Origin of the sequence: Endozoicomonas sp. ALB091 (assembly GCF_049310265.1) — a bacterium.
Taxonomy (GTDB): domain Bacteria; phylum Pseudomonadota; class Gammaproteobacteria; order Pseudomonadales; family Endozoicomonadaceae; genus Endozoicomonas.
Genome location: NZ_JBLYNQ010000015.1, coordinates 1 through 22,813, shown reverse-complemented (window position 1 = coordinate 22,813; position 22,813 = coordinate 1). Strand labels below are relative to the sequence as shown.

The 22,813-nt window shown below is 54.5% G+C and carries 25 protein-coding genes; 22 read left to right on the top strand and 3 right to left on the bottom strand.

Translation table 11 applies throughout. The features are described 5' to 3' along the window. Positions 1-141: 141 nt before the first annotated feature. From ACO6UX_RS23955 to ACO6UX_RS23905, 11 genes are all read left to right on the top strand, one after another. Positions 142-540 carry a M15 family metallopeptidase gene (locus ACO6UX_RS23955; RefSeq protein WP_101746746.1) on the top strand — a complete coding sequence of 133 codons (399 nt, stop codon included), beginning with the start codon at positions 142-144 and terminating at the stop codon, positions 538-540. Next, the gene (locus ACO6UX_RS23950; protein WP_422450831.1) at positions 533-940 is read left to right on the top strand and encodes a 3TM-type holin; all 408 of its coding nucleotides are present in this window, start codon (positions 533-535) and stop codon (positions 938-940) included. Before ACO6UX_RS23955 ends, ACO6UX_RS23950 begins: the two co-directional genes overlap by 8 nt. Before the next feature lie 71 nt (positions 941-1,011). Further along, positions 1,012-1,233: a hypothetical protein gene (locus tag ACO6UX_RS23945; protein WP_422450829.1), complete on the top strand. Its 222-nt coding sequence runs from the start codon at positions 1,012-1,014 to the stop codon at positions 1,231-1,233. Between the two features lie 91 nt (positions 1,234-1,324). After that, a complete protein-coding gene (locus tag ACO6UX_RS23940; protein WP_422450828.1) occupies positions 1,325-1,558 on the top strand; it encodes a hypothetical protein in 234 nt (77 codons plus the stop codon). Next, on the top strand, positions 1,534-2,091 hold the full coding sequence (locus tag ACO6UX_RS23935; protein ID WP_422447866.1) for a hypothetical protein: 558 nt from the start codon (positions 1,534-1,536) through the stop codon (positions 2,089-2,091). Before ACO6UX_RS23940 ends, ACO6UX_RS23935 begins: the two co-directional genes overlap by 25 nt. Positions 2,092-2,145: 54 nt before the next feature. Beyond that, positions 2,146-2,649: a hypothetical protein gene (locus ACO6UX_RS23930; RefSeq protein WP_422447868.1), complete on the top strand. Its 504-nt coding sequence runs from the start codon at positions 2,146-2,148 to the stop codon at positions 2,647-2,649. Positions 2,650-2,758: 109 nt separating this feature from the next. Continuing rightward, a complete protein-coding gene (locus tag ACO6UX_RS23925) occupies positions 2,759-4,807 on the top strand; it encodes a portal protein (protein ID WP_422447870.1) in 2,049 nt (682 codons plus the stop codon). A gap of 235 nt (positions 4,808-5,042) precedes the next feature. Next, positions 5,043-6,035: a hypothetical protein gene (locus ACO6UX_RS23920; RefSeq protein ID WP_422447872.1), complete on the top strand. Its 993-nt coding sequence runs from the start codon at positions 5,043-5,045 to the stop codon at positions 6,033-6,035. Between the two features lie 34 nt (positions 6,036-6,069). Beyond that, positions 6,070-6,936, top strand: coding sequence for a hypothetical protein (locus tag ACO6UX_RS23915; protein WP_422447873.1), 867 nt, complete (start codon positions 6,070-6,072; stop codon positions 6,934-6,936). Positions 6,937-7,061: 125 nt separating this feature from the next. Continuing rightward, positions 7,062-7,379: a hypothetical protein gene (locus tag ACO6UX_RS23910; protein WP_422447875.1), complete on the top strand. Its 318-nt coding sequence runs from the start codon at positions 7,062-7,064 to the stop codon at positions 7,377-7,379. Between the two features lie 3 nt (positions 7,380-7,382). Next, a complete protein-coding gene (locus tag ACO6UX_RS23905; RefSeq protein WP_422447877.1) occupies positions 7,383-7,652 on the top strand; it encodes a DUF6682 family protein in 270 nt (89 codons plus the stop codon). Positions 7,653-7,715: 63 nt separating this feature from the next. Here ACO6UX_RS23905 and ACO6UX_RS23900 read toward each other — a convergent pair whose 3' ends face one another. After that, positions 7,716-7,838: a hypothetical protein gene (locus tag ACO6UX_RS23900; RefSeq protein ID WP_422447879.1), complete on the bottom strand. Its 123-nt coding sequence runs from the start codon at positions 7,836-7,838 to the stop codon at positions 7,716-7,718. 359 nt (positions 7,839-8,197) lie between these two features. On the opposite strand from ACO6UX_RS23900, the gene ACO6UX_RS23895 reads away from it, so the two are divergent. From ACO6UX_RS23895 to ACO6UX_RS23870, 6 genes are read left to right on the top strand one after another with little or no spacing between them, the layout of a single operon-like run. Continuing rightward, entirely contained in the window at positions 8,198-8,803 is a 606-nt protein-coding gene (locus ACO6UX_RS23895; protein ID WP_422447881.1) for a hypothetical protein, read from the top strand. Further along, positions 8,803-9,156, top strand: a complete 354-nt coding sequence (locus ACO6UX_RS23890; RefSeq protein ID WP_422446176.1) for a hypothetical protein — start codon at positions 8,803-8,805, stop codon at positions 9,154-9,156. The genes ACO6UX_RS23895 and ACO6UX_RS23890 overlap by 1 nt, the downstream gene beginning before the upstream one ends. Before the next feature lie 11 nt (positions 9,157-9,167). Beyond that, the gene (locus tag ACO6UX_RS23885; RefSeq protein ID WP_269671991.1) at positions 9,168-9,539 is read left to right on the top strand and encodes a hypothetical protein; all 372 of its coding nucleotides are present in this window, start codon (positions 9,168-9,170) and stop codon (positions 9,537-9,539) included. 41 nt (positions 9,540-9,580) lie between these two features. After that, positions 9,581-10,186, top strand: a complete 606-nt coding sequence (locus ACO6UX_RS23880) for a hypothetical protein (RefSeq protein ID WP_422447883.1) — start codon at positions 9,581-9,583, stop codon at positions 10,184-10,186. A 27-nt stretch (positions 10,187-10,213) separates the two neighbouring features. Further along, positions 10,214-11,011 (top strand): hypothetical protein, encoded by a 798-nt coding sequence (locus ACO6UX_RS23875; RefSeq protein WP_422450827.1) that lies wholly within the window; start codon positions 10,214-10,216, stop codon positions 11,009-11,011. A gap of 6 nt (positions 11,012-11,017) precedes the next feature. Then, on the top strand, positions 11,018-12,658 hold the full coding sequence (locus ACO6UX_RS23870; protein WP_422450826.1) for a hypothetical protein: 1,641 nt from the start codon (positions 11,018-11,020) through the stop codon (positions 12,656-12,658). Here ACO6UX_RS23870 and ACO6UX_RS23865 read toward each other — a convergent pair. Beyond that, positions 12,655-13,146, bottom strand: a complete 492-nt coding sequence (locus ACO6UX_RS23865; RefSeq protein WP_422450825.1) for a DUF29 domain-containing protein — start codon at positions 13,144-13,146, stop codon at positions 12,655-12,657. The two genes, ACO6UX_RS23870 and ACO6UX_RS23865, sit on opposite strands and share 4 nt — an antisense overlap. Positions 13,147-13,190: 44 nt before the next feature. On the opposite strand from ACO6UX_RS23865, the gene ACO6UX_RS23860 reads away from it, so the two are divergent. From ACO6UX_RS23860 to ACO6UX_RS23845, 4 genes are read left to right on the top strand one after another with little or no spacing between them, the layout of a single operon-like run. Next, the gene (locus ACO6UX_RS23860; protein WP_422450823.1) at positions 13,191-14,690 is read left to right on the top strand and encodes a hypothetical protein; all 1,500 of its coding nucleotides are present in this window, start codon (positions 13,191-13,193) and stop codon (positions 14,688-14,690) included. 14 nt (positions 14,691-14,704) lie between these two features. Continuing rightward, on the top strand, positions 14,705-15,592 hold the full coding sequence (locus ACO6UX_RS23855; protein ID WP_422450822.1) for a hypothetical protein: 888 nt from the start codon (positions 14,705-14,707) through the stop codon (positions 15,590-15,592). Positions 15,593-15,608: 16 nt separating this feature from the next. Continuing rightward, complete coding sequence (locus tag ACO6UX_RS23850; RefSeq protein WP_422450821.1) at positions 15,609-16,685, top strand: hypothetical protein; 1,077 nt, start codon at positions 15,609-15,611, stop codon at positions 16,683-16,685. Between the two features lie 54 nt (positions 16,686-16,739). Further along, positions 16,740-20,933 carry a hypothetical protein gene (locus tag ACO6UX_RS23845; protein ID WP_422450819.1) on the top strand — a complete coding sequence of 1,398 codons (4,194 nt, stop codon included), beginning with the start codon at positions 16,740-16,742 and terminating at the stop codon, positions 20,931-20,933. A gap of 31 nt (positions 20,934-20,964) precedes the next feature. Here the strand turns inward: ACO6UX_RS23845 and ACO6UX_RS23840 are convergent, their stop codons facing one another. After that, complete coding sequence (locus ACO6UX_RS23840; RefSeq protein WP_422450817.1) at positions 20,965-21,348, bottom strand: hypothetical protein; 384 nt, start codon at positions 21,346-21,348, stop codon at positions 20,965-20,967. Here ACO6UX_RS23840 and ACO6UX_RS23835 point away from each other — a divergent pair. Continuing rightward, a partial coding sequence (locus ACO6UX_RS23835; protein WP_422450816.1) for a JAB domain-containing protein occupies positions 21,295-22,813 on the top strand: 1,519 nt, incomplete at its 3' end. The genes ACO6UX_RS23840 and ACO6UX_RS23835 overlap by 54 nt on opposite strands.

Here is a 22,813-nt window from a genome sequence, read left to right as displayed (position 1 = left end):
AGTACGGTAAAAGCTCATGCTGGGAAAGTTCCCGATAACTTGCATTTCCCACTGCTTGAATCTTTCAAAGAAACCCGGCCCTTGTTGCCGGGTTTTCTTTTTTTATCCCTCCAAACTGAACCACTATAAAAAAGGGGCTTCATGTTTCACTTTTCCGCTTCGTCCAGGCGACATTTGTCGACTTGTGATGAGCGGCTTCAGCGTGTCTTCAAAAAAGTGATTGAGCATTACGATTGCACGATTATTTGTGGTCATCGGGGCAAAGCTGCCCAGATGCTGGCGTTTGAAAATGGTCAGTCGCAGTTGCAATGGCCAGACAGTAACCACAATCAGCTGCCCAGCAAGGCGGTGGATGTAATGGCTTATCCCTTGGACTGGTTTGATTATCAACGGTCTGCTCACTTTGCCGGGTATGTGTTGGGGGTTGCTGAGGGTATGGGCATCAAGCTGCGCTGGGGTGGTGACTGGGATCAGGATGGTCAGTTAAAGGATCATCGGTTTAGGGATTACCCACACTTTGAGCTGGTGGACGATGATTAACCTGAACCCAATGGCTGGAATTGCCAAAGCGCTGATGGGTGGGCTTGATGGCTTGTTCACGTCTGATGAAGAGCGAGCCAAAGCTGAACTGTCTTTGAATCACCAGTTGCAACAGCCTCATATTCTCCAGGCATTGGCCAATATCGAAGAAGCCAAACATCCCTCCGTCTTTGTCTCCGGTTGGCGACCCGCTCTTGGTTGGCTCTGTGTGTTTATTCTTGCCTGGACCTGGATTGTTCGTGATGTGGTGATCATCGGACTGATGCTTGTTGATAAGTCTGAAGTGGTTCAACAGTTACCCAAGCAGACACCAGCACGGGTGATTACTTTGTTGCTCTGTCTACAGGGATTGGGTGGTACCCGAACCATTGAGAAACTGAAGGGTGTTGCAAGGAGATAGCCATAGGTGATGAAGAACGGTTCAATCGCATTGAGCAGAAGCTGGACGGCATCACCCAGATTCCTGAAACCTTGGCTAAACACGATGAAGAGGATGGTGAACTTGGCTCTGAGGAAAAGCGCGGTGAAGAACGGCTGGATGCCCCCATCAAAGCCGTACTCAAAAACTCGACCATCAGCAGTGTGATTCAATGGATCGCTGCCACCTACTACCGCAGGCATCATAGCCTTTGCCATCAAACAGCTATTCCAACCATGCCCAACTACAGCAAATACCAAGCCGGAAATGTGTGATCAGGTGGAAGGAGTTGATGAGCACCGGTTTGAGCTCGAAAGGCTACCGCTACGGAAATGGGGATCAGCTATAACACGTTTCAAGTCATATATGGACAAGTATGAGGAATTTGCTGAGGCCGTGGCTCAGGCAGATGTTCTGGCTGAAGTATTTTGGGAAGAAAAATACATGCAGGGAGCATTGGGGCTTAACAAGGATGTTTCACCAGCCATGTTGATTATGTATATGAAAAACCGTTACCACTGGCGGGATCGCCATGAGCAGACTGTGGTAGCGGAAAAGATACCGACGCTGGACGAATGGCTGGAAGAAAAAGACGGGTAAAGCCAGCCCGGGAACGGCTGTTGACTGAGTTTCAGTATGAAAAAAATACTGAGGTCATTCTGGAGAGCACTGCTAACGGCGTCGGTGGTGTGTTTTATGATTATGTTATGGACGCTGATGCTGGGCGCGGTGATTTTGAACTGGTGTTTATACCTTGGTTCTGGCAGGACGAATACCGTGCCGAAGTCCCCCAGGAGTTCACGACAGATGCCGACGAACGATACCTGAAACAGACTTACGATCTGGATGATGGGCAGCTGCAGTGGCGACGCCAGAAAATCTATGAGCTGAAATCCGAAGACAAGTTCAAGCAGGAATACCCCTGCAATATTCAGGAAGCGTTTCTGTTCTCTGGTCGCCCTGTCTTTGATCCCAAACATACTGAAGCGGCTAAACAGGAATGCTATTCATCCAAATGGCAGTGTGAGTTAACACCCAATGGCTTGAACCGGAAGAAACCGGGATTACTGAACATCTGGTACCCAGTGGAGGGAAGTCAGCAGTATGTCATTGGTTGCGATGTTGCTGAGTGATTAGCTCCCATCAATGACAAACACAAGCACGGTGATTATTCATCCATCGACGTATTGGATCGTTCCGGTTATCAGGTTGCCCACTGGTCTGGCCATGTGGCACCGGATGATCTGGGCAAGATGCTTAACCATCTGGGGCGTTACTACAACAATGCCCTGACTGGTGTGGAGAGAAACAACCACGGCCTGACCACCATCACCAAACTGAAAGACCTGAAGTATCCCAATCTCTATATGGAAACCACGGTGGACCAGCGCACCCAGAAACGCACCAAGCGGATCGGCTGGCTGACCACGACCAAATCAAAACCATTAATGATTGATCACCTGGCTGCATTGCTCAGGGATGGTGATGCGGGGATTTGCAACGTAGAGACGGTAAAGGAGTGCCAGACCTACGTCATTGAAGACAACGGAGCCACTAATGCCCAGGAAGGTTGCTTCGATGATCGAGTGATCAGTTATGCGATCGCCCAGCAAATGGTGCTGAAGCTGCCACGGCGCAAGATCAATATCAATGAGCTGAAGTATCGGGCTCCAGGGAAATCTGCTTACTAATGGAGCGGACAATTATTCTCTTTACTCAGCTGGTGGTGGGGTACTGGCCAGCCATTATGGCCGGACACCGTTTTGAGTGGCTGCGACGCAGAGGCAAGAAGGTCAGGTAATGGAACACGGATTGGTGATGGTGGCCACCCCGGATGAGGTGACTCAGGCGGAGCTGGACTCTTCTCTGGACAAGGAGCGTCGCGAACAAGCGGTGCGTGATGCTTTTGCCTCGGATCTCTATAGCCGCTGGCAGGGTTACCGGGAGGCCCGGCGGGAAGTGGAAGATGAGTGGCTGGATGCGTTGCGGGCGGTAAAGGGTGAATACGGTCCCGAGCAAGAAAAGGTGATGGAGCAGCAGCAGGCCTTGAGCCGGGTGTTTATCAAGATCACTGCCACCAAAGTCAATGCTGCCTACTCACGACTTATTGATCTGCTGTTTCAGAATGTGGATTCCTTTTGGGATATTGTTCCCAGTCCACTGTCTGATATTCCTGCCGCCATTAAGCAGCAGATCCGGATGATGGCTATTCAGGAACTATTGCCATATCGACTTGATCCCCGAACCCGAAACCAACTCATCCAGGAACGTAACGATGAAATGGAGCGGGAACTGATGGCGGAAGCATTGGAAAAGGCCAATACCGCTGCCATGAAGATGAAGCGTTTGATCAAGGACTATCTGATTAATGCCAACGTACTTACCGAAATCAAAAAAATGGTTCGTGAGCAGGTAACCCTGGGAACCGGTTGCATCAAGGTAGCCACTCTGAATATTCGGAACCATGAGAAGTGGGAAAGTGAAGGTGACGAATGGAAACTCAACGAGCACCAGAGCATTGAGCCGGATATTGAATGGGCCAGTGTCTTTGATCTGTTTCCGGATCCTTATTCCCATGATCCAGGCAAGCCGAACGATCTGTTTCGACGCCATGTTCTAACCAAACATGAGTTCAGAGAATTAGCAGGTAGCCCCGGGTTTGAACAGGACACCATTCACGCCATTCTGATGGAGTCTCCCCAGGGTAATCATGTTCCTGAAGATTATGAGCGAGAGCTGCGAAACATTAACAACAATGATGAGCAGTACGTTACGCCCCAGCGTTTTGATGTGCTGGAGTACTGGGGGCCGGTAGATGGCCAGCAGCTGATGGAGTATGGCGTTACCGATATTGATGAGCAGGCAGAGTACCAGGCCAATATCTGGATCTGCGATGGCCGGATGATTATGGCACGGCTCAATCCGCTGAAGCCGGAAGCGATCCCCTACAAGTTTGTTCCCTACGAAAGTGTACTGCATCGGTTCTGGGGTATCGGCATCCCCTACATGATGAACGACAGTCAGGATGTAATGAACTCCACCGGCAGAGCCCTGCTGGATAATGCAGCCCTGACCGCTGGTCCCATGTTTCAAATGGATGTAAGCAAATTTCCGGAAGGCATGAGCCTGGAAGATGCCAAGAAGATCTATCCCTATCGACTCTGGTTTTATGATGGCGAGGCTGGTGAAGGGCCGATGATTCAGGCCATCAATATTCAAAGTAACCAGAAGGATCTGTCCGGCATCTTTGAAATGTTCCGTAGATTTGCAGATGAAGAAACGTCACTCCCCAGTTACACCCATGGCGAACAGACCCAGAGCCTGAACAAAACCGCGAGCGGTATGAGCATGCTGATGACTGCGGCCAACGTGGCCCTGAAAAGTGCGGTGAAAAATATAGACGACTACGCAACCGTTCCCCTGATCGACAGTCTGTTTAATTTCGCTATGCGTTGGAGTGATAGCGAAGATGCCAAGCGGGGTGATCTGGATGTGGTGGCCATGGGCAGTGCTTCGCTGGTTGCCAAAGAGCTGCAGTCAGAACGGATGATGAATGCCCTGAACGTCAGTATGAATCCGGTGTTGGGTCCCATGACTGACCATCGCTATCTGTATAACGAATACCTGAAATCCCTGGATATTGATCCGGATAAAGCCCTGAGACCCGAGGAAGAACTCTATGCCCAATCCCATGCACCTGAAGCCGCAGGAGGCGGAAGCCGTTCTGACGGTGAGCAATCGTCCGGAGTACGAAGTGGTGGAGGAGTATCTTCTGCGCCGACGCAAGTTGCTGCTGGAGAAACTGGCAACGTGCCAGGATTCAACCAATTTGCGCGTCCTGCAGGGTAGAGTGCAGGAGTTGGATGACATTATCGCCTTGCAGCTCAGGGCAGCGACGTATTTGAAACAGCAGTAAAAACCAATCCGCTTCGGCGGTTTTTTTATGCCCAGGGATGGGCGGTATGCCGGTAACGCATGGAGCGGTCACCGGTGAATGCCTGAAATATGTGGATAAGCCCAGGCCCCACAAGATCAGGTTAAACCAAATGTGGACAAGCCTCAGCGCCCCACAGGGAGAGTGAAGATGGCAATCGATGCCGAACAGTTGGATCAGGAAACTGACGCCGAACTTGCAGCCCTTATGGGTCTAAATACGGAAGCCCCTGCCGCTTTTGCACAACAAGAGAACGAGCAGGACAAGCAGACCGACCAGAACCCGCCCGCTGATAAGTTACCCCCGCTACCTGCACCGGAGCCGGAAGCGACTGACGAAGAGTCAGAGCCGCCTGCCCCCACATCTCGTGAAGAGAGCGGTGAAGACTGGCAGGACAAGTACACCAAAGCGGAAGAGTCCCGCAAGAATGCCCATGCCCTGATGACCCGGGCGACGCAAAAAGCCGCTGATCTGGAGCGCAGCAATACGGAGCTTCAGCAACAGATGGCTTTGCTGCAGGCCAAAGTGGATCTGCTCAGTCAGCAGAGTCTGAGTCAGCCGAACCAACCCAGTAGCGAACCAGAGCCGTCTGATCAGTTTCAGGAACTCCGTAAGGATTACCAGGAACTGGATCCGGTGTTTAACAAGCTGGATGAGTCAGAACAGCTCAACCGGAGACTGGAGCAGCGGCTGGTGGCTATTGAGAAGGCACGGCAGGAGCAGGAGGCGAAGCAGGCCTGGCAGGTATTCTGGAGCAAGTTGCGCAGTCTTCATCCTGATGTGGAGCAGATCTCTGCCAGTGAGGACTTTAAAGGCTGGTTTGCACGACAAACGGCTGATGTTCAGGAGCTGAGTCGTGTCAGCCCATTAGGGGCAGCGCAGGTCATGAGTCTCTATAAAGAGGCTGCCGGTCTGAATAAGCCTGCGCCCAAACCTGCACCTGATCCAGCGCAAAAAATGCAGCAGGCAAAACAGATGAGCGAACCGCCAGTGCGGTCCCGCTCGAAACCGACCACTCAGGGTCGCCAACCGGCAATGACACTGGACCAGATTGCGGCCATGCCGCAGAAAGAGTTTAACGACAATGAAGAAAAACTCGATGAAATTCTGGCCCAGTGGATCAAGCAGGGAGGCAGGCTCTAATCGTTTCTCGAAAGAGATTCAAGGGATCTGAATCATGGCAACGACCACGTTTCCAACGGGGGCTATGGCAAATGCCCTGCCCGTTATTTATTCCAAAAAGCTCAACGCGAAGTTCTATAAACGAACTGTGTTGTCGGCTATCTGCAACACCAACTGGGAAGGTGAGATCCAGTCGGAAGGCTCCAAGGTAGTGATCCGTACCCGCCCCGATATTACGGTAGCGGATTATGACCGTGCCGTGGGGGTTGAGTATCAGGATCTGGAACCACCCAAGGTGGAAATGCCCATCGACAAGACCAAGTACTACGCCTTTATTGATGACTATATCCAGAGTGTCCAGTCCAATATCGAGCTGATCAACGAGTCTTCTGCTGATGCAGCAGAAAACGTGAAGATCGCAGTAGACGGCGATGTACTTGGGAATATCTATACCGATGTCCATCCAGATAACAAGATCGACGGCGGTGGTACCGGCGTGGTTGTGGATAAGTCCAATGTGCTGGATTACATCGTCGATATGGGCACCCTGCTGGACGAGAAGAACATTCCCGAGTCCGGCCGCTGGCTGGTACTGCCACCCTGGGTGTGCGGCATGATCAAGAAGTCCGAGCTGAAGGATGCTTCGCTGGCCGGAGATGGTACCTCCATCATGCGAAATGGCCGCCTGGGCATCATTGATCGGTTCACGCTTTATTGCAGCAACAACCTGGCCACTGCTTCCGGTGTTACCCAGTGCATGGCTGGGGTGAAGGACTTCGCCGGATTTGCTTCGCAGTTTATCAAGCATGAAAGCCTGACGCTGGAGAAGCACTTCGGCATGGGGCATCGTGGTCTGCAGGTATACGGCTATAAGGTATTGAAGCCTGATGCAGGTGTGCTGCTGGCTGCCAAACGCTCTTAACTTTTTTTTGAACCACAAAGTCACAAAGACACGGAGGAAAAGACAAAAAGCTTTTCTTTGTGTCTTCGTGTCTCTTGTGCCCTATGGGTATTGTGGTGACAAGTTTTTCATGGAGATACTAAAACATGGCCTTTGATCTGGAGACCTGCCGCAGCAAGGATGAACTTGAATCCGTCGCCCGGCAGATGTTTAACGTGGAGCTGGACAAGCGCAAGAAGCTGGATGATCTAAAAGATGAAGTTCGCTTACTGATGAATGGTGATGATCTGCTGGAAAAGCCAGAAGAGCCGGAGGAGCCGACAACTTCATCCAAGGCCGGGAAAAAGCCTCTGCAGTTTGTACTGAACAAGAACACCAATAGCGTCTTTATCTACAACCCCAAGCTGAAGAAACGAATGGGGGTAGATCTGGAGTTCTGTGACCAGCAGGGTAACCGGCTATAAGGTATGAAGGTTATCGCCATCATCCAGCGGGTGCGCAACCTGCTTCAGGACAACACAGCTGTGCCACGTTGGACTAACAGTGACCTGCAGGATGCTTATAACGAAGCGCTACTGGCCGTGGTGCAGAACCGGCCAGACGTGAACTCGCAGCTACTGGCCTTTACCTGTCAGGCACAGGCTGTGCAGTCGCTGCCCCCCGGCACGTACCGGCTGCTGGATATTGTGGATAACCCGGCAGCAGGCCCAGAGTTATCTGGCCATGTTTGCCAATGATCTGGGGCTGAAATGGAACGTGGATCAAATGTTCCGGCAGATGCTTCAGGGTAAGATCGAGGGTTAGTGCTTATGTTTGTTGTGCTTTTTTCGGCAGTAGTCCCAGAGTTGGAAAGTCACTGTCGCACCGAAAATAACCGCAGCCATAATAGCCATCGTCAGAGATAGTGGGTCAAGGTCAAACATTGAATAACTCCTTAATGTTTATTCTTTTTCCGCTTTCTGATGTGGTATTCCACCCAGACGATGCAAGCGAGTAGCGGGATACCAAACAACGCAGTCATTAACAGATATTGATCGCCTACGGTCATAGTGTGCTCTCCAGTCGGTGCCCCAGGTAGATAAGTCCGATTGCTATTGAAGCTCCAAAAAATAGCAGTTCTTCCAGATTGTTCGGGGTATTAATGAGAGGCCCTATCAGGCAGAGGCCACAAGGCAGTTTCACTAGATCATGGCAGAGCTTTGCCAGATTTTCACGTTGTTTATCGTTCATCCAATTACACCTTTGATTTTTATTCGGACGTTTCCCAGGGACAGCATAGCCCATGAAACTGGATGCCTACCTTTCCCGCATACGCCCGTATGTCAAAGGCTGCCCGGATCAGGTGATCAAGAACTACCTGATCATTACCCTGCGGGACATTTGCCACCGAGCCAATATCTGGCGACACCATGACAAGCTGTTTATGGTCAAGGGGATCAAGGATTACGACCTGACCGCACCTGCTGGCAGCGACATCGCTACAGTGCAGAATATCCTGCGCGAAGACGGCACCCGGCTGGAAAGCCGTGATCTGCTGCCCCCTTATCTTTCTGCCGGAACCCCTTACTACTACCGCCATGTTGAAACTACTGCCCTGCACGTTGCCCCGATCCCGGACAAGGACGCCATGCACGACATCGAGCTGACCCTGATGCCTGCCTTTGAAGCGACAGAGATACCGGACGATGTGGGCAACCTGACCCTTGAGTTTGCCTGCTGGGGTGTACTGGCCGACCTGCAAATGATGCCCGATGAACCCTGGACGAACCCGCAGCTCAGTGAGGTAAACCGGCAGAAGTATGAGAAGGAACTGAACCGTAAGCGTATCCGTGGTTTGGTCGGAGTCAGCGGTGGCGAGCAATCGGTGACGAGAAGGAGATTTGTCTGATGGCCATGCCAACCGAAAAGCAACTGCCCGCCTTTTTACGGGGAGACAGTTATGCCATCCCGATAGCGTTCGAGGGGGATGATGGCCAGCTTCAGGACCTGACCGGCTGGAAGCTGATCTTTACCCTGAAATTTCACCGGATGCAGCCGGACGACGATGCCGTACTGCAAAAACGGATGACGGTATCCGGTTCGACGGCGGTGATGTACCTGGCACCGGAAGACACCAACGAGCTGACACCTTACCGCTACGAATACGATTTGCAGTTAATTACCCCGGATGGCAGTGCCGTATCGACCATTGCTATCGGTAAGGTGGAGATTCAGTCCGGGGTTACCCACGCACTTGGATAGGAGAAACAGGTATGACCACTGAAGCCACCGTTGTGACCAACATCGTCAATGATGTGGCCGTTGTTGCAGCCTTGCAGCAAAAGATTGTTGCAGACCGGCTTGCCATTGAACAGGCAGTAGCCAGTAGCCTACCGCTGATCAATAGTGCTTCAGACCGGGCTGATACATTGTCCAGCTCGTTGTGGGGCATGACCACGGAAAACCGGCAGATCAACACGGACATTACCCAGCGATATAACGAGATCAAAAGCTGGCACGATGCCCACGACGCCGACAAGTTGCAACTGACCACCCTGAAACAGGAAATGGTGGTCTTGCATCAATCGGTGGAGGACTCTGTGAATCAGAATGCCCCCACCAGTCTGGACGGTGGCAGCTTTTAGCCACTGTCTTTTATTAAACGCCTGAGACAGGAGTGTCCATTATGGCAACGAAAATCCAGATAAAGCGCAGTACAACAACTGCAAAACCGAGTTTTCTATCCCCCGGAGAGCTGGCTTACTCGGAGGCTTCAGAAAAGCTGTATATTGGTGTTGACGGTGCCGGTATCGACACGATTGGTGGTAAGGATTTCACCGATACCGTGACCGATTTGACCACCAATATGCACAACTACCTACCTGCTGCCACTGCTTCCCGGTTTGGGGGGATAAAAATAGGCGCTGGCCTGTCGATTGATGGCAGTGGTGTGGTGTCGGCCACGGGAGGCAGTGCGCAAGGATTGACGGAATCTGAGGTGGATGCACGGGTTCAGCTTGGCGTTGATTCTATTGTTGCTGGTGCTCCTGCCGCGCTGAATACCCTTAACGAACTGGCCGAAGCGCTAAATGATGATGCCAATGCCGTCACCAGTCTGACTTCCCAGGTCTCTGGCAAGATGTCCAAAAGCCAGAACCTGGCGGATCTGACTAACGCCACCACTGCCCGAAGCAATCTGGGGCTGGGTACCATAGCGCTTCAGAACTCAGCCAGTGTCAGTATCACAGGCGGTTCTATTGATGGTGTTACCCTGGATGGCGGCACCTTCTGATCCGGCAGCAACAAAAGGAATGGGCCTGTGTCTAACACCATCAAACTGAAAAGCTCGGCTACGCCGGGCAAGGTGCCACTGGCCTCTGACCTTGCGTCGGGGGAGGTGGCGATCAATACCGCTGATGGCAAGTTGTATGCACTGGTAGGTGGCGTGGTTACATCACTCACCCTCCGGGATTGGGGCGAGCTTGCCGGTAAACCTGCTACCTTCACCCCTTCAGACCATACCCAGAGCATCGCCTCGGTGGATGGTCTTCAGAACATCATTAGCGACCTGACTGCCCGCATAGCGGCTTTGGAAAGTCAGGGTAATAACGCCGATGGTATGAAACTACTGAGTACCGAAACGCTCACCAACGGCACGGAATTTATTTTTGACAGCCTGATGGATGACACCGTGTACGGTTCATACTTGTTGATATTGAACAATGTCACTATCAGTGACACTGATTTTGTTGGAAAGTATATGGGCTTATCCATTCAGCAAAGTGCCGGAGGGGGATTCTGGGATGGTTATGGCGCTTTCAGAATGAAAGTACTGGCTCATAACGGGACAACAACCCCAGTGGCCAAAGAGTATTCTGGTCTGCGACTAATGGACGACACATTTTCCTCAGTAAATGTCTCCGGCCAGATCTCCATCACGCCGGGAGGCAGTGGCTTTAGCGCAATCACTGGTCACCTGCAAACCGGTAACGGTAACCCTTATTTGTATGCCACGATGTCAGCGGAATGGGGCGGAACCATGCACGGAATAAAACTGTTTGCCAGTGTGGCTGACAAGCTGTCCGGTTCGGTTTCCCTGTATGGCTTGAAAAAGTAAACGCCCATGAAACTGGACATCACTTCCTTCACCGGCGAAGTCCCCTGGCTGGACAGCCATCTGCTCGAAGACACCCAGGCAGAGGCCGCCATTGACTGCCGGTTGACCAATGGCAGCCTGCGAGCCTACTACGCTCCTGCTGATGAACAGGCCCTGAACGCAACGCCGCAGTCCATCTACCTCTATCGCAACGAAGGCAGCCGGTACTGGTTTGACTGGACCACGGACGTGGACGTGATCCGTTCCCCGGTGGCCGACGACCCTAATAACCGGGTTTACTACACCGGCACGGTGAAAGGGCCCCGCTACACCGATAACGGCCTGGCCTTGAGTGGTGGCAGTGACTATCCGGTTAATGATCATCAGCTTGGACTGCCGGAACCGGACGTGGCTCCCGTAGTGACGCTCAGTGGTACACCGCTGGACGATGCGGAAGCAGTGGATGCCGAAACCCGTTTCTATACCTACACCTGGGTGGACGAGAACGGACGGGAAGGACCGCCATCGCTGCCCTCCGGTGAAATTGTAGTGAAGCCCGGTGAAACAGTGGACATTACCGTGGGCTCCGGTCCCGGTGCCGTGGACCTGAATATCACCCATTACCGGATTTACACCAGCACCCAGATCGGCGTGTATCAGCTTTGCACCCAGATCAACAACGCCGGAACGGTGGCCACCGATACCCCCGTAGGCGTCACCACTGTGGTGGATGAAACGCCGTTGGACCAACGGGGCGGCATCCTGAAAACCATCGGCTGGATAGCGCCACCCAACAACCTGCAAGGCATGGTGGTGCTGCCCGGTGGCGTGGCGGCAGGGTTCTCTGGCAAGGAGCTGATGTTCAGTGAGCCTTACCATCTGTATGCCTGGCCAGCGGCCTACCGGCTGGCGGTGGAGTATGAGATTCAGTCGCTAGCAGTGGCCGCCAACAGTGTGATCATTGCCACGGATGGTTATCCCTATGTGGCCTTTGGCACCGAACCCAGTGCCATGACCCTGGAACGGCTGGATACGGCACACGCCTGCATCAGCAAACGCAGCATGGTGGATATGGGGGATATGGCCCTGTATGCCTCCCCTGATGGTCTGGTGCGGATCGCTGGCGGCCGGGCAGAGTTGATGACCCGCAATATCATCAACCCGGAAGACTGGCGGCAACGGTTCAAGCCACAGACCATCCATGCCTGCTTCCATGATGGCCGGTACTTTGGTTTTTATGGGGACGCTATGGACTCTCCAGACGATAAAGGCGGCTTTATCTTCAGTCCTGACAGCGGCACCTTTACCGAGCTCGGCACATACGCTGATGCCTGTTACCGTGATCTTCAGGACGACAGCCTGTATCTGGCCATTGGCGACACCATCAAGGCGTGGGACAAAGGCACTGCACTGATGCCCTATCGGTGGCGCAGCAAGGTGTTTCAGGGTAAGCCTGCCCTGTTCAGTTCGGCAAGGATCATGGCCGACAGTTATACCGACCTGGTGTTTCGGGTGTTTCGGGATGAACAGCAAATTCTGGAACTGCCGGTCACGTCTGGCCGGGGCTTCCGACTCCCCGCATGCCGGGGCAGTCGCTGGCAGTTTGAGTTGGCAGGTACTGATACCGTGACCGCCTTGATTGTGGCCAGCTCGATGGCAGAGCTTTAGGGCAGCCATTCCTCATTCATAATCTGCCCATAGGTCCATGGGCAGGTATCCGGGAAATCCCCTTCGGTCAGGGTCTGGTGTTTTTGCAGGTAGGGGCGCAATTCTTCAACGGCTTCCTTGCGCGCCTTGGCATACAGGCTCTCCAGTGACTCCGGCAACAGGGTTTTGAGGGATGGGTTGTCGGCCAGCCGGTCACGGATGTTTCTCCGGCAGCGGTGGATCGTACCGAACCATTCTGCGCAGTTATAGGGCATGGGCAGGTCAGGGTTTATGAATTGACTCTGGTGCTGATATTTAAGCAAGTGGGATAACAGGGTTTTGCAGTGGGAAGTCAGGGAGCTTCGATTGCTTTTACCCACGTCGCCCAGTTCCTCTAACAGGTTTTTAATATCCAGCCGGTCAAGTTGGCCGGATAGCAATAATTGTTTCTGCTGCTCTGCCCATTGCTCATAGTCGGTGTCGTAGAGATTGTTTTTGCTGTTCTGCATTGCCTGCATCCTTTTTATTTACTGTTCACCATTTTAGGTTACCCATGGCCAAATTTCCCGCGCTGCCCGCCAGCGTAGACCGCTACGTGCGCGAGTTCCTGAACCGTCTGGCCGGTCGCAGCGGCAATGCCGGAGACAAGGCAGTGCTGCACAGCGAGCTGGCTGAGCTGGGACTGGCCAAAGAAATAGGCCAGCGGTTAAGTTTGCCTGCCTCTGCCGTGGGTTCCATTACTGATACCCTGAAACCGGTTCAGCCAGAAATCACGGTCCCGGTAGAGGGTGATGGAGATAGTGGCGTAACAGCGCCGGATGCACCCACCGCTGCCACCGGCTTGTCCACCAACGGCATTTTTGGTGCCGTAATCCTGCAATGGGATGCCCCGGCCTACAACGGTCATAACCACACCGAAGTGTGGCGAGCACAGATAGATGACCGGGCACAGGCTTCTCTGGTCCATGAAGCCAATGGCAGCCGCTATACCGATGTCACCGGCAACGACTATCTGGTGCTGAAACAAGGCCGGATCGAGTCCTATATTTACACCGCCAGGGCCGGTCACGTTCGGTATAAAGAGGTGCGCCGGACGGAAAGCGGCGTCGGCAGAAATGGTCAGGCAGTGATCGTTCCCGCGTATTTTAAAAGCCAGCCCACCATTAACCTCTATCCCCGCGACATTACCGTCTATAACGCTGATTATCCTGACCAGTCCCAGCGGTTGGAACTCTACCACACCACTCCCCAGCCCTATGGCCTTATTGAAGGTGCGTGGGTGTTTTTCCCCTATGCCCGACTGCTGCTGGCCGATGGCAGCAAAACCGAGGCCAACGGCAAAATTTATCAGGGAGCTGGTAATAACGCGCAATGGTTTTCTTACGACACTGATCAGGTAAAAAAGGTGACGGTGAAAGGGCGTGTTGCCAGCAGTCGGTCCACTGGCAGTGGCGGCACCTGGCAGAACCGTAAAGTCACCATGACCCTGAAGTATCGCCCGGACAACAGGGACTGGATTGATGGTGAGTCGGTCACTGTGGACATTGACCAGTTCACTACTCATGACCTCGAAATCAGCCAGACCCTGACCCAGGGAAATTATGACGTGGGTGTGCAATTTTTTGCTGAAGACCGTGAGGGCACCTTCAACAGTGGTGAAGTCACCTACGACTACAAAAATGAGGATTGGGGAGGCAACGACTGGCAGAAAACGCTCAGTCCCAACGGTTCTGCACAGACAGTACGCCATAATATTGCGATCAATAACCCGGCACTGACTGGCTGGGAAATCACCAAAATCCTGTTTTTCGCCAGGGTGGATATACGACTGGAGATCAGAAACCTCTATCTCTATGAAAGTAAGGTCTGGGGAAACGATATTGCCAAAGGTCGGGCGAGAGTGCGCATCCCTGACGATGTAGGTGGCTACAACACTTACGAAAAAACCACCTCCAACAACACCTTCTACTGGGACACCACGGCTTATGACCTTGGTGCCACCGATGCCAGCATTTCAGATGCCATTATCCACTGGACCGCTACCGGCGAATAAACAGGAGAATAATCATGGGCATATCACGATCACAAGGCTTCACCCGTGTAGGGATGCCTGACTCAGGCAACAGTTACGGACTGACCGGCAACAGCGCCTACCAGAAAAGTCTGGATCAGATGGGGAGTTTCAACACGTTTTCCCTGGGCTCCGGCAGCCGTCACTTTGGGCAAGGAGGCAATGCCCAACCGGGAATGCCCGACATCGCCCCCCGCTATGCCTACGATGATCAGGACGGCAAGTATCAACTGAATATCGACGCTGCAACTGATGCAGCAGACACTCTCAAGGAATACGGTGACAAGCTGTTTGATGTGTTCGACAACTACCAGACCAATTTCCAGTACCTGGGGGACAACGCGACGGTATCCAATGCCCAGCTCCAGAGCCGGTTGGGGGAAGCCAGTAGCGACTATCAGGCCAACGCCGACCTGCAACAGGCCGAGTATGAACGGGATATGCGCCGGATGGGCGTAAACCCCAATTCAGCACGGTTTGCCGGGTTTGGTACCAGCAATGCCCTTCATAAAGCTGCCGGGTTGTCGGCTATCCAGAACCAGGTACGGGACACTGCCAGGGAGGAAAGCTGGAATCGTAACCTGGACGTGGCAGAACTGGGACTGGACACCGCCAGGACCGCCACCGATGGGGTCAGCAGTGCCGCCAATGTCTACAAGCTGGCAGCGGATATGTTCACGGATAACAAGATCAAGTATGACCAGCTTAACGAAGCGGCCCGTCAGTACGACCTTGGTTACGGATTTAAGCAGGACGAGATTAAACTGGCGGCGCAGAACCAGGCATTCAACCAGGCGCAGCAGCGGTGGCAGCACGGGTTGGTGCATAAATACGAAAATAACGGCAAATGGAATTACAGCGAAACGGTTGATTACGAGTATTAATTCACGGAGGAACACCATGTATATCGGATCGGACGGCAGAGTCTATCAGAACAAATTCGAGTCACTGGGCCATGGCACCAAAATGCCCGGTTACGCTGAAGAACAGCACGCCATCAACCAGCGCCTTGGCGAACTGGCCAGACGGCAGCAGGAATACAATGGGCAAGAGCAGCAACAGGCATTGACCCAGCAATCCATCGACAAGAACGATACCGACCTGTTCTATGACCGCCAGCGCCAGCACGACGAACTGGTCAACCGCCAGTACGGGATCGGTCAGACCGGCAGGCAGTCACCCGCGCCGCCAGCACCGCAGGGCAGTCAGGCCGGTTATGGTATGCCCATGGAGAGAAAGGAAACGGTGGTCAGCCCACTGACGCAGGATGCCGGTAAGCTGAACCGGATGCTGCAAAAGTACCATCAGGGGCAGGACCCACGGGATGCAGAGGATGCTATTAAGTTTATCAACCAGCACCCCGGTATTAAGGCCGGTAACGTATCCTCCATCCAAATAAACCACAGCGACCGCAACGAAGACCCGCTGGTCAGCCTGCTCAGTGACAATGGTGATCCGGTCAAGCAGTTCTATCTCAGCTCCCTGTCCAACCTGAACAACTTTGCCGGTCAACGGCAGCAAACCTACGACCCCGGCAGTAAGGGCGTCAGCGATGTCAGCAAATTGATGGAGCAGCTTATGCCCATGGCCGAAGCCATGGCTACCCAGTCACTGGCCGATCAGAACCTGAAACCGGAAGAACTGTCCATGCTCAAACCCCCAGCCGTGCGAGCCGCACTGGACCAGTTGATGAAGCCCTACCAGCCCAGCAACCCCGGTTATCAGAATGGACCAACGCAATACCAGAACGATAACCCGGACTTTGACCTGTTTGGTCCCAGGGGGGCAGAGGCTGAAACCCAAGGCCAGGACTACCGGCAGCGTATTGATGACCTCACCGCAGCCCCACCACCACCCACCGGCACACCTGCAACAGCAGCACCGAAACAGGGCAACGGTTATGGCTTCGGTGGCAACAGTATGCTGCCCGGAAACTGGCGAAAGTACCAGCCCCAGAACAACCCCAACCACCGCTAATAAACCACTGCCCGCTGCCCACTGCCACTCCCACTAATCTTCACGGACGACCCCATGAACTGGCACGATTTTATTGCGACGCCTGCCTACCAGCAGGCCAATGACGCCGAACGGGAGCAACAGCGCCAGCAGTACTGGCAGCAGCATATTGCCCCCCATGTACCGGATGAACACTACGTAGACGCCTACCTCCAGTTTAACCAGCGCACCAGGCCACGGGGCAACCCGGACAGCGGTGTGCTCGGTGATATGGGCGATGCCTTTTTGCACGGTGCTTATCAGGGCTCTGCCGATCTGGTGTCCGGTGTTGACCGGGTGTTTGGTGGCAATGGTCAGAATGCCCCGGCTAACTGGCTGCGGAAAAAGGCCGAACAGCAGATTGATGATATGTCCCCCTCTGCCGGTCAGGCATTGCAGGGGTTTAATATTGGCACCCAACCTGATGGCCGTTTTGGTTTCAGTGACCAGAGTACGTGGGCCGGTGCCGGTCTGGGTATTGTCTCCGGTCTGGGTTCCCTGATCCCCTCCATGATCCCCGGTGGTGCCGTAGGCCGGGGCTTGAGTCTGGGGGGCAAGGCGTTGGCCGGTGTCGGCAACAAGGCGCTGGCTGCCGGTGCAGGCAGGGCCGCCAGCGTGGGAACACTGGCCGAAGCCCGTGGCGTACAGGGACTCGCCAATACCATCGACAAGATAGGCAATCATACCGGCTATGGACTGACCGGCGGTGCCATGATCGGTGGATCTGCGGCAGAAGGCGCAAAAAATACCATCCTGAATCTCGGCTATGAGGACCTGAAAGACAATCCCCGGTTCCAGGAACTGTATCAGCAGACCTATGAACAGGCCGGGGGCGGTGATACCCGTGAGCCTTTTGAGCAGGCCAAGGCACTGCTGGCTGAAGAAGCGGCACAGGCTGCTTTCCTGCCGGGCGCAGGGGTTGGGGCATTGTCCATGGGCATCGGTGGTCCTGCCCTGGAAAACGTCATCCTGAAAACCGCTGGCACCCGTGGCACCAATGCCCTGAAAGGGTTGCTGACTGAAGGAACCCAGGAGTTCGGTGAAGGCTACGGCCAGCAGATGGCCGAAAACTATGGCCAGCAGCAGGCCGGTCAGACTGTTGGCCTGACCGATAATGCCCTGGGGCAGGCCTTGACCGGTATGGTCATCGGTGGTCCGGTGGGTGGTCTGGTGGGTGGCCTTGGCCGGGTACGGAACCCGGAACAGGTCAGTGCCACTCAGGAAAAACTGAACGACTTAATGAGTCAGCACCAGACCCTGCAAGACCAGATGCAGGAGCCCAACGCCGACCAGACCATGCTGGCAGAGCAACTGCGGCAGAACTCGATCGCCATTGCCAATCTGGAGAGCTGGTTGCAGCATCATGGCGAGCAGGTGCCGCAGGCCGAAGCCGAAGCACAGGCCGCACCGGAAGGCTGGGCAGATCATCACCAGAGCTATACGGACCCATTGACCGGGCAGTACCACCCGCCCGATCCGAAAATGGAAGCTCCTACAGGGTGGGATGACCATAACCCGAATGATCCTCCCGGTGGTGGCGGTGTGTCCGATATGCCGGGTGCCCGTCCACAAGATTTCAGTGACTATGATCAGCCAGCCTGGCAGCGCAACCGACCCGGTAATCCGGCAGAAGCTGTGCGGTTTGGCCAACGCTATGTGGAGACTGCCGACCCTGCTAACAACATGGAGCAGCCGAGCCAGTGGAATGGTCGCTCAGTTGGGCTGGAAGGTCAAACCCCGAACCGCCAGTCCATCAACAACCGGCAGATCGTCGAGTCAGAGCCGTGGTCAAAACCGACTGGCGAGGTGCTGCCAGCACAGACGAAACCAGAGTGGCAGGGCAAAGCCGTCAAACCCCACACCAATATGAAGCCAGTTAAGGTTGGTGACAAGATAGAAAACGCTGAACCGGGCAGCTACACCGGCAACCCCGAACAGGATTTGGCTGTTTACACGGAACGGGTCAGCAACATGAACCGGTTGTTCCGTTCCTTTAATTGGCAGGGCAAGGGAGCCAGCGAGAAAAAACGCCGGGTGCGCCGGTTGATCCATAACCATCGGCAACTGGAGATTGAAGCCCGCAAGGAGGGTATGGGCAGAACCCCGAAAGACCTGACTGAGCCATTGGAAATTTTGAAATGGATGATTGAAAGCGGAGACAGCGAAGGCTTTAACCGGGAAATTCAAAAAGCCGAAACGCAGGTACAAAAAGGGCTCAGGCTAACACCACAGGAAAAAGCAGGAGTCCCTTCTGGAAAAAAGCCGGTACTGGGCAAGGCCGATGAAACGGTGATGGCCGATGAACGGGAAGTCAGCACGCAGTATGCCCTCTATGAACAGTCCGACCTGATCACCAGTCATAACGACACCGGCAGGGTCAACCCGGACTACCCGGCAGAACTGCAACCGAGGGATCGGGCAAGGCAGGCCAGTGAAACCCAGATCCGGGGCATTGCCAGCAAGCTGAACCCGAAGAAACTCGGCGCTAACCCGCTGGCCAGCAGTGGCGCGCCGATCATCGGCAGTGACCGGGTGGTGGAAAGCGGCAATGGCCGGGTATCTGCGATCCGCAAGGCATACCGCCTTTATGGGGACCGGGCTGAAGCCTACCGCCAGTACCTGAAGGACAACGCCGAGGCCTTTGGCCTGAAGCCGGAGGCTATTGACGGCTTCAAAGAACCGGTACTGGTGCGCCAACGTCAGGGCAAGCTCGATACCGAAGACCGGGTATCCTTTACCAAGGAGGCCAATAAGCCCGAAACCGCTACGATGTCCCCGGCGGAAAAAGCCAAGCTGGACGCCAGCCGTATTACCCAGGAAGACCTTAACCACTTCGATACCGATGGCACGGGCGACTTGCTGCACCGCAGTAATGACACCTTTCTTGCCCGGTTCGCTGACCGGCTCGGTGACGAATCCGCAGAGCTGAAGACCAGAGAGGGTCACTGGAATAAACAGATGCGCGACCGGGTGGAGTCGGCCCTGTTTATGAAAGCCTACGATGATGAACGGTTGAACAGCCTATTTGCCGAGGACGACAAACCAGACCTGAAAAACCTGATCAAGTCACTGGCCATGGCAGCACCGCACTTTGCCAAGGCCAAGGGAATTGATCCTGAGCTCGGTAACTATGGCGTGATCGAATCCCTGGTGGAAGCCAGCAGGATTCTGCAAGACAGCCGCAACCGTGGCCAGTCGGTGGACGAGATTCTGGACCAGCGTTCCCTGCTGGACAGTTTTAGCCCGGAAACGGAACTGTTCGCCCGCTGGCTCGATGCCAACCTGAACAAGTCAAAGCAGGTGGGGCAGGCACTCTCTGAGCTGGCCAGCCAGATTGAGCAGTACCTCCAGAAGCAGGGGCAGGCCGGTGGGGATATGTTTGGCAGCGAAGAGGCTACGCTGAATAATCTGATCGAGCAGACCAACCAACAACTGGAGAGAGACTATGGCGACAAGAGCACTCCGATCAAGGACCCGAAACAGGCCAAACAAACCGGACCTGTTCAAGATGCTGAAGGCAGCAACGGAAAAGGTGAACCGGGAGAACCCGCAGGGCGAGCAACTGAGTCTGCCAGAGAAGCCCAAAGGGATGAAGTAGACGACCTGCTGGATGCCGTTGATGATGGCACCCTGGACAGTGATGAATGGACGGATGATGACTTTGCGGGGATTGAGGAAGGCAAAGGCAAATACAACAGCCGCAATGCACCCCACTATTCGGTGCCTGGGATCAAGAGTCTGGGCGGTGCAGAACGGGCGGCTGTCAAGCGGTATCTGGATGGCCGGGAGGATAAGGCCGGTATTGTCCAGCGGCTGAAAAAGCTGGCCGATACCCCGTGGGCAAGGAAGACCGTGCAGTCCATATTGATCCGGCAGACCATTGATGATCTGGTGGTTGGAGAGCCAGGGGGCCACCCCAGAAAGCCCCCACCCCCCCCCAACCAAAAACAAAAAACCCCCCCCCAACCCCCCAAAAGCAAAGCCCGCACAAAACCCAAAAAAAACCCCCCCGAAGCCCCCCCCCCCCCCAAACACACGTCCCCCCCGCCCCCCCCCCCGCCCACCCCCCCAAACCCCCCCCCCGTTTCACAAAGCCCACCCCCTAAAAAAAACAGAAAAAAACAAAAAAGAGATAGAGAAAAAACCCCAAAAAAATGGAGGCAAAAAGGCATCTGCAAAGCTCCTTGGAGACCTGGACAAAATCCTATCTGCGGTTCGGGCATCTGCTGACGCCAGAGCAGAAAAAGGAAATGCAGAAGCATCAGAAGATGAAGCTGGAAGCCATATCGGACTTCGACAAATTGATGAACCAGGGGGTGAGTACAGAGCCGGAGAAAACGAAAAACAAAGCGGAGTAGAAGAACGTAAGCGCCGTGGCAAAAAATCTAATCTGGAAGACGCCGGTCAGAAAGACCTGTTCGCCTCCCCTGATCTGACCGGTGAAGAACGCAAACAGCAGATCATCGAGAACCAACGTGTTCTGGTTAAGCACGTTGAAACCGGCACCATAAGGGCTGGCACCGACACCATCCACACCCACGACGACCTTGCCCACTTCATCGCCCCGATCCGCAAGCTGGCGCAGGAGGAAATGTACGCCATTGTGCTCGATGGCAACGACAAGGTGATCAATGTCATCAAGCACAGCAAGGGGCAGAAAGCCTCTGCCTCCGTGTCACCCTGGACACTGGCCGGTGCAGTGGTCGCCACACCGGATGCCAAAAGCGTCTGGTTTGCCCATAACCATCCATCCGGTGATCCAACCCCCAGTACCTCCGATGTGCATATTACCCACAGCCTGAACGATGTGCTGGACGGCAGTGGCGTAGTGAATATGGGTCATGCTGTGGTGGGTATCACCGGCCACGCCAGGATTATGGATGCCGATGGTTCGGAGCAGACAGGAGCGGTGGCACCTAAGCGCATGGCTCGCAATAAAGCATTCCCCATTACCGAACGGCGACTGCGCTTTAACCGGCCTCACATCAACTTCAGCTCACCGCAAACGGTGCGCCCCTTTCTGGATACGATCAGTGGCAATGCGGTGGTGTTGCTGGACAGCAAATATAATGTCACCGGCGTCCTGCCATTGTCTGACAGCGACCTGAAGACCCTGCGACACCCCACAGATAACCCGGCGGCTGCCCGGATTATGACGTCACTGGACAGCACCAACAGTTCGTCGGTCATCCTGAAAAGCAGTGGTTCGCCACTGGCCATGAAAGGCACCCGGAACCTGATCAACTTTTTCAACCGGGGCGACCGGATTAATGTGCTGGATCACTTTACCGGCAAGGAGGGTGATTACCAGTCAGCCGCTGAACAAGGCTTCCCCAACCTGAGCGAGGGAGGCTCTTTTTATGCCCTGCGCAAAGACACCAATGCCAAAGGCATTCAGTCCGGTCCCCTGCGGCTGAAGCTGAAGCCGCTGGAGCAGAAACTCAATCAGGCCATTCATGTATTGCAGTCTGAAACCGAACTGCCCTCACACCTTTACCGGAAAGTCATCAGCGACAAGGCACAAGGCCGGGTGCGGGGCCTGTTTGACCCGGACTCGGGCGATACCTACCTGATCGCTGCCAACCTGGACAATGTGGGCGAGGCAACCCGTACCGTCCTCCATGAACTGGTGGGCCATAAAGGCGTCCGTGGTCTGCTGGGCAAGCGGCTGGATACCGTGCTCGATGAAATCCACCGGGATATGAGCGACCGGCTGAAGCAGGCGCTGGCCAAGCGCTACGCCCGGCAGATGGAAGGCAAGAGCGAGGCCGAAGCCAACCGGATCGTTGCCGAGGAATACCTGGCACACCTGGCGGAGAAAGACCCGAAGAGCGGCCTGTTGACCAAAGTGGTCAGCATGATCCGCAATGCCCTGCGCCGGTTGTTCCCCAATATCAAGTGGACCGATGCCGATGCGGTGGAGTTGCTCAGTGCTGCCCGTGGGCATCTGAAGCGCAATGGCAGCTTTAACCCCAACGGTCCGAAAGGCAATCGCTATAACGACGCTGGCCGTGCGCCACACCTTTTACTCTGCCGTGGAGCGCAGTGCCGCCGCCGTGAAGTCGGACAAGCTGCCTGCCCAGAGTTGGCTGAATGCCATCAAGAAAGGC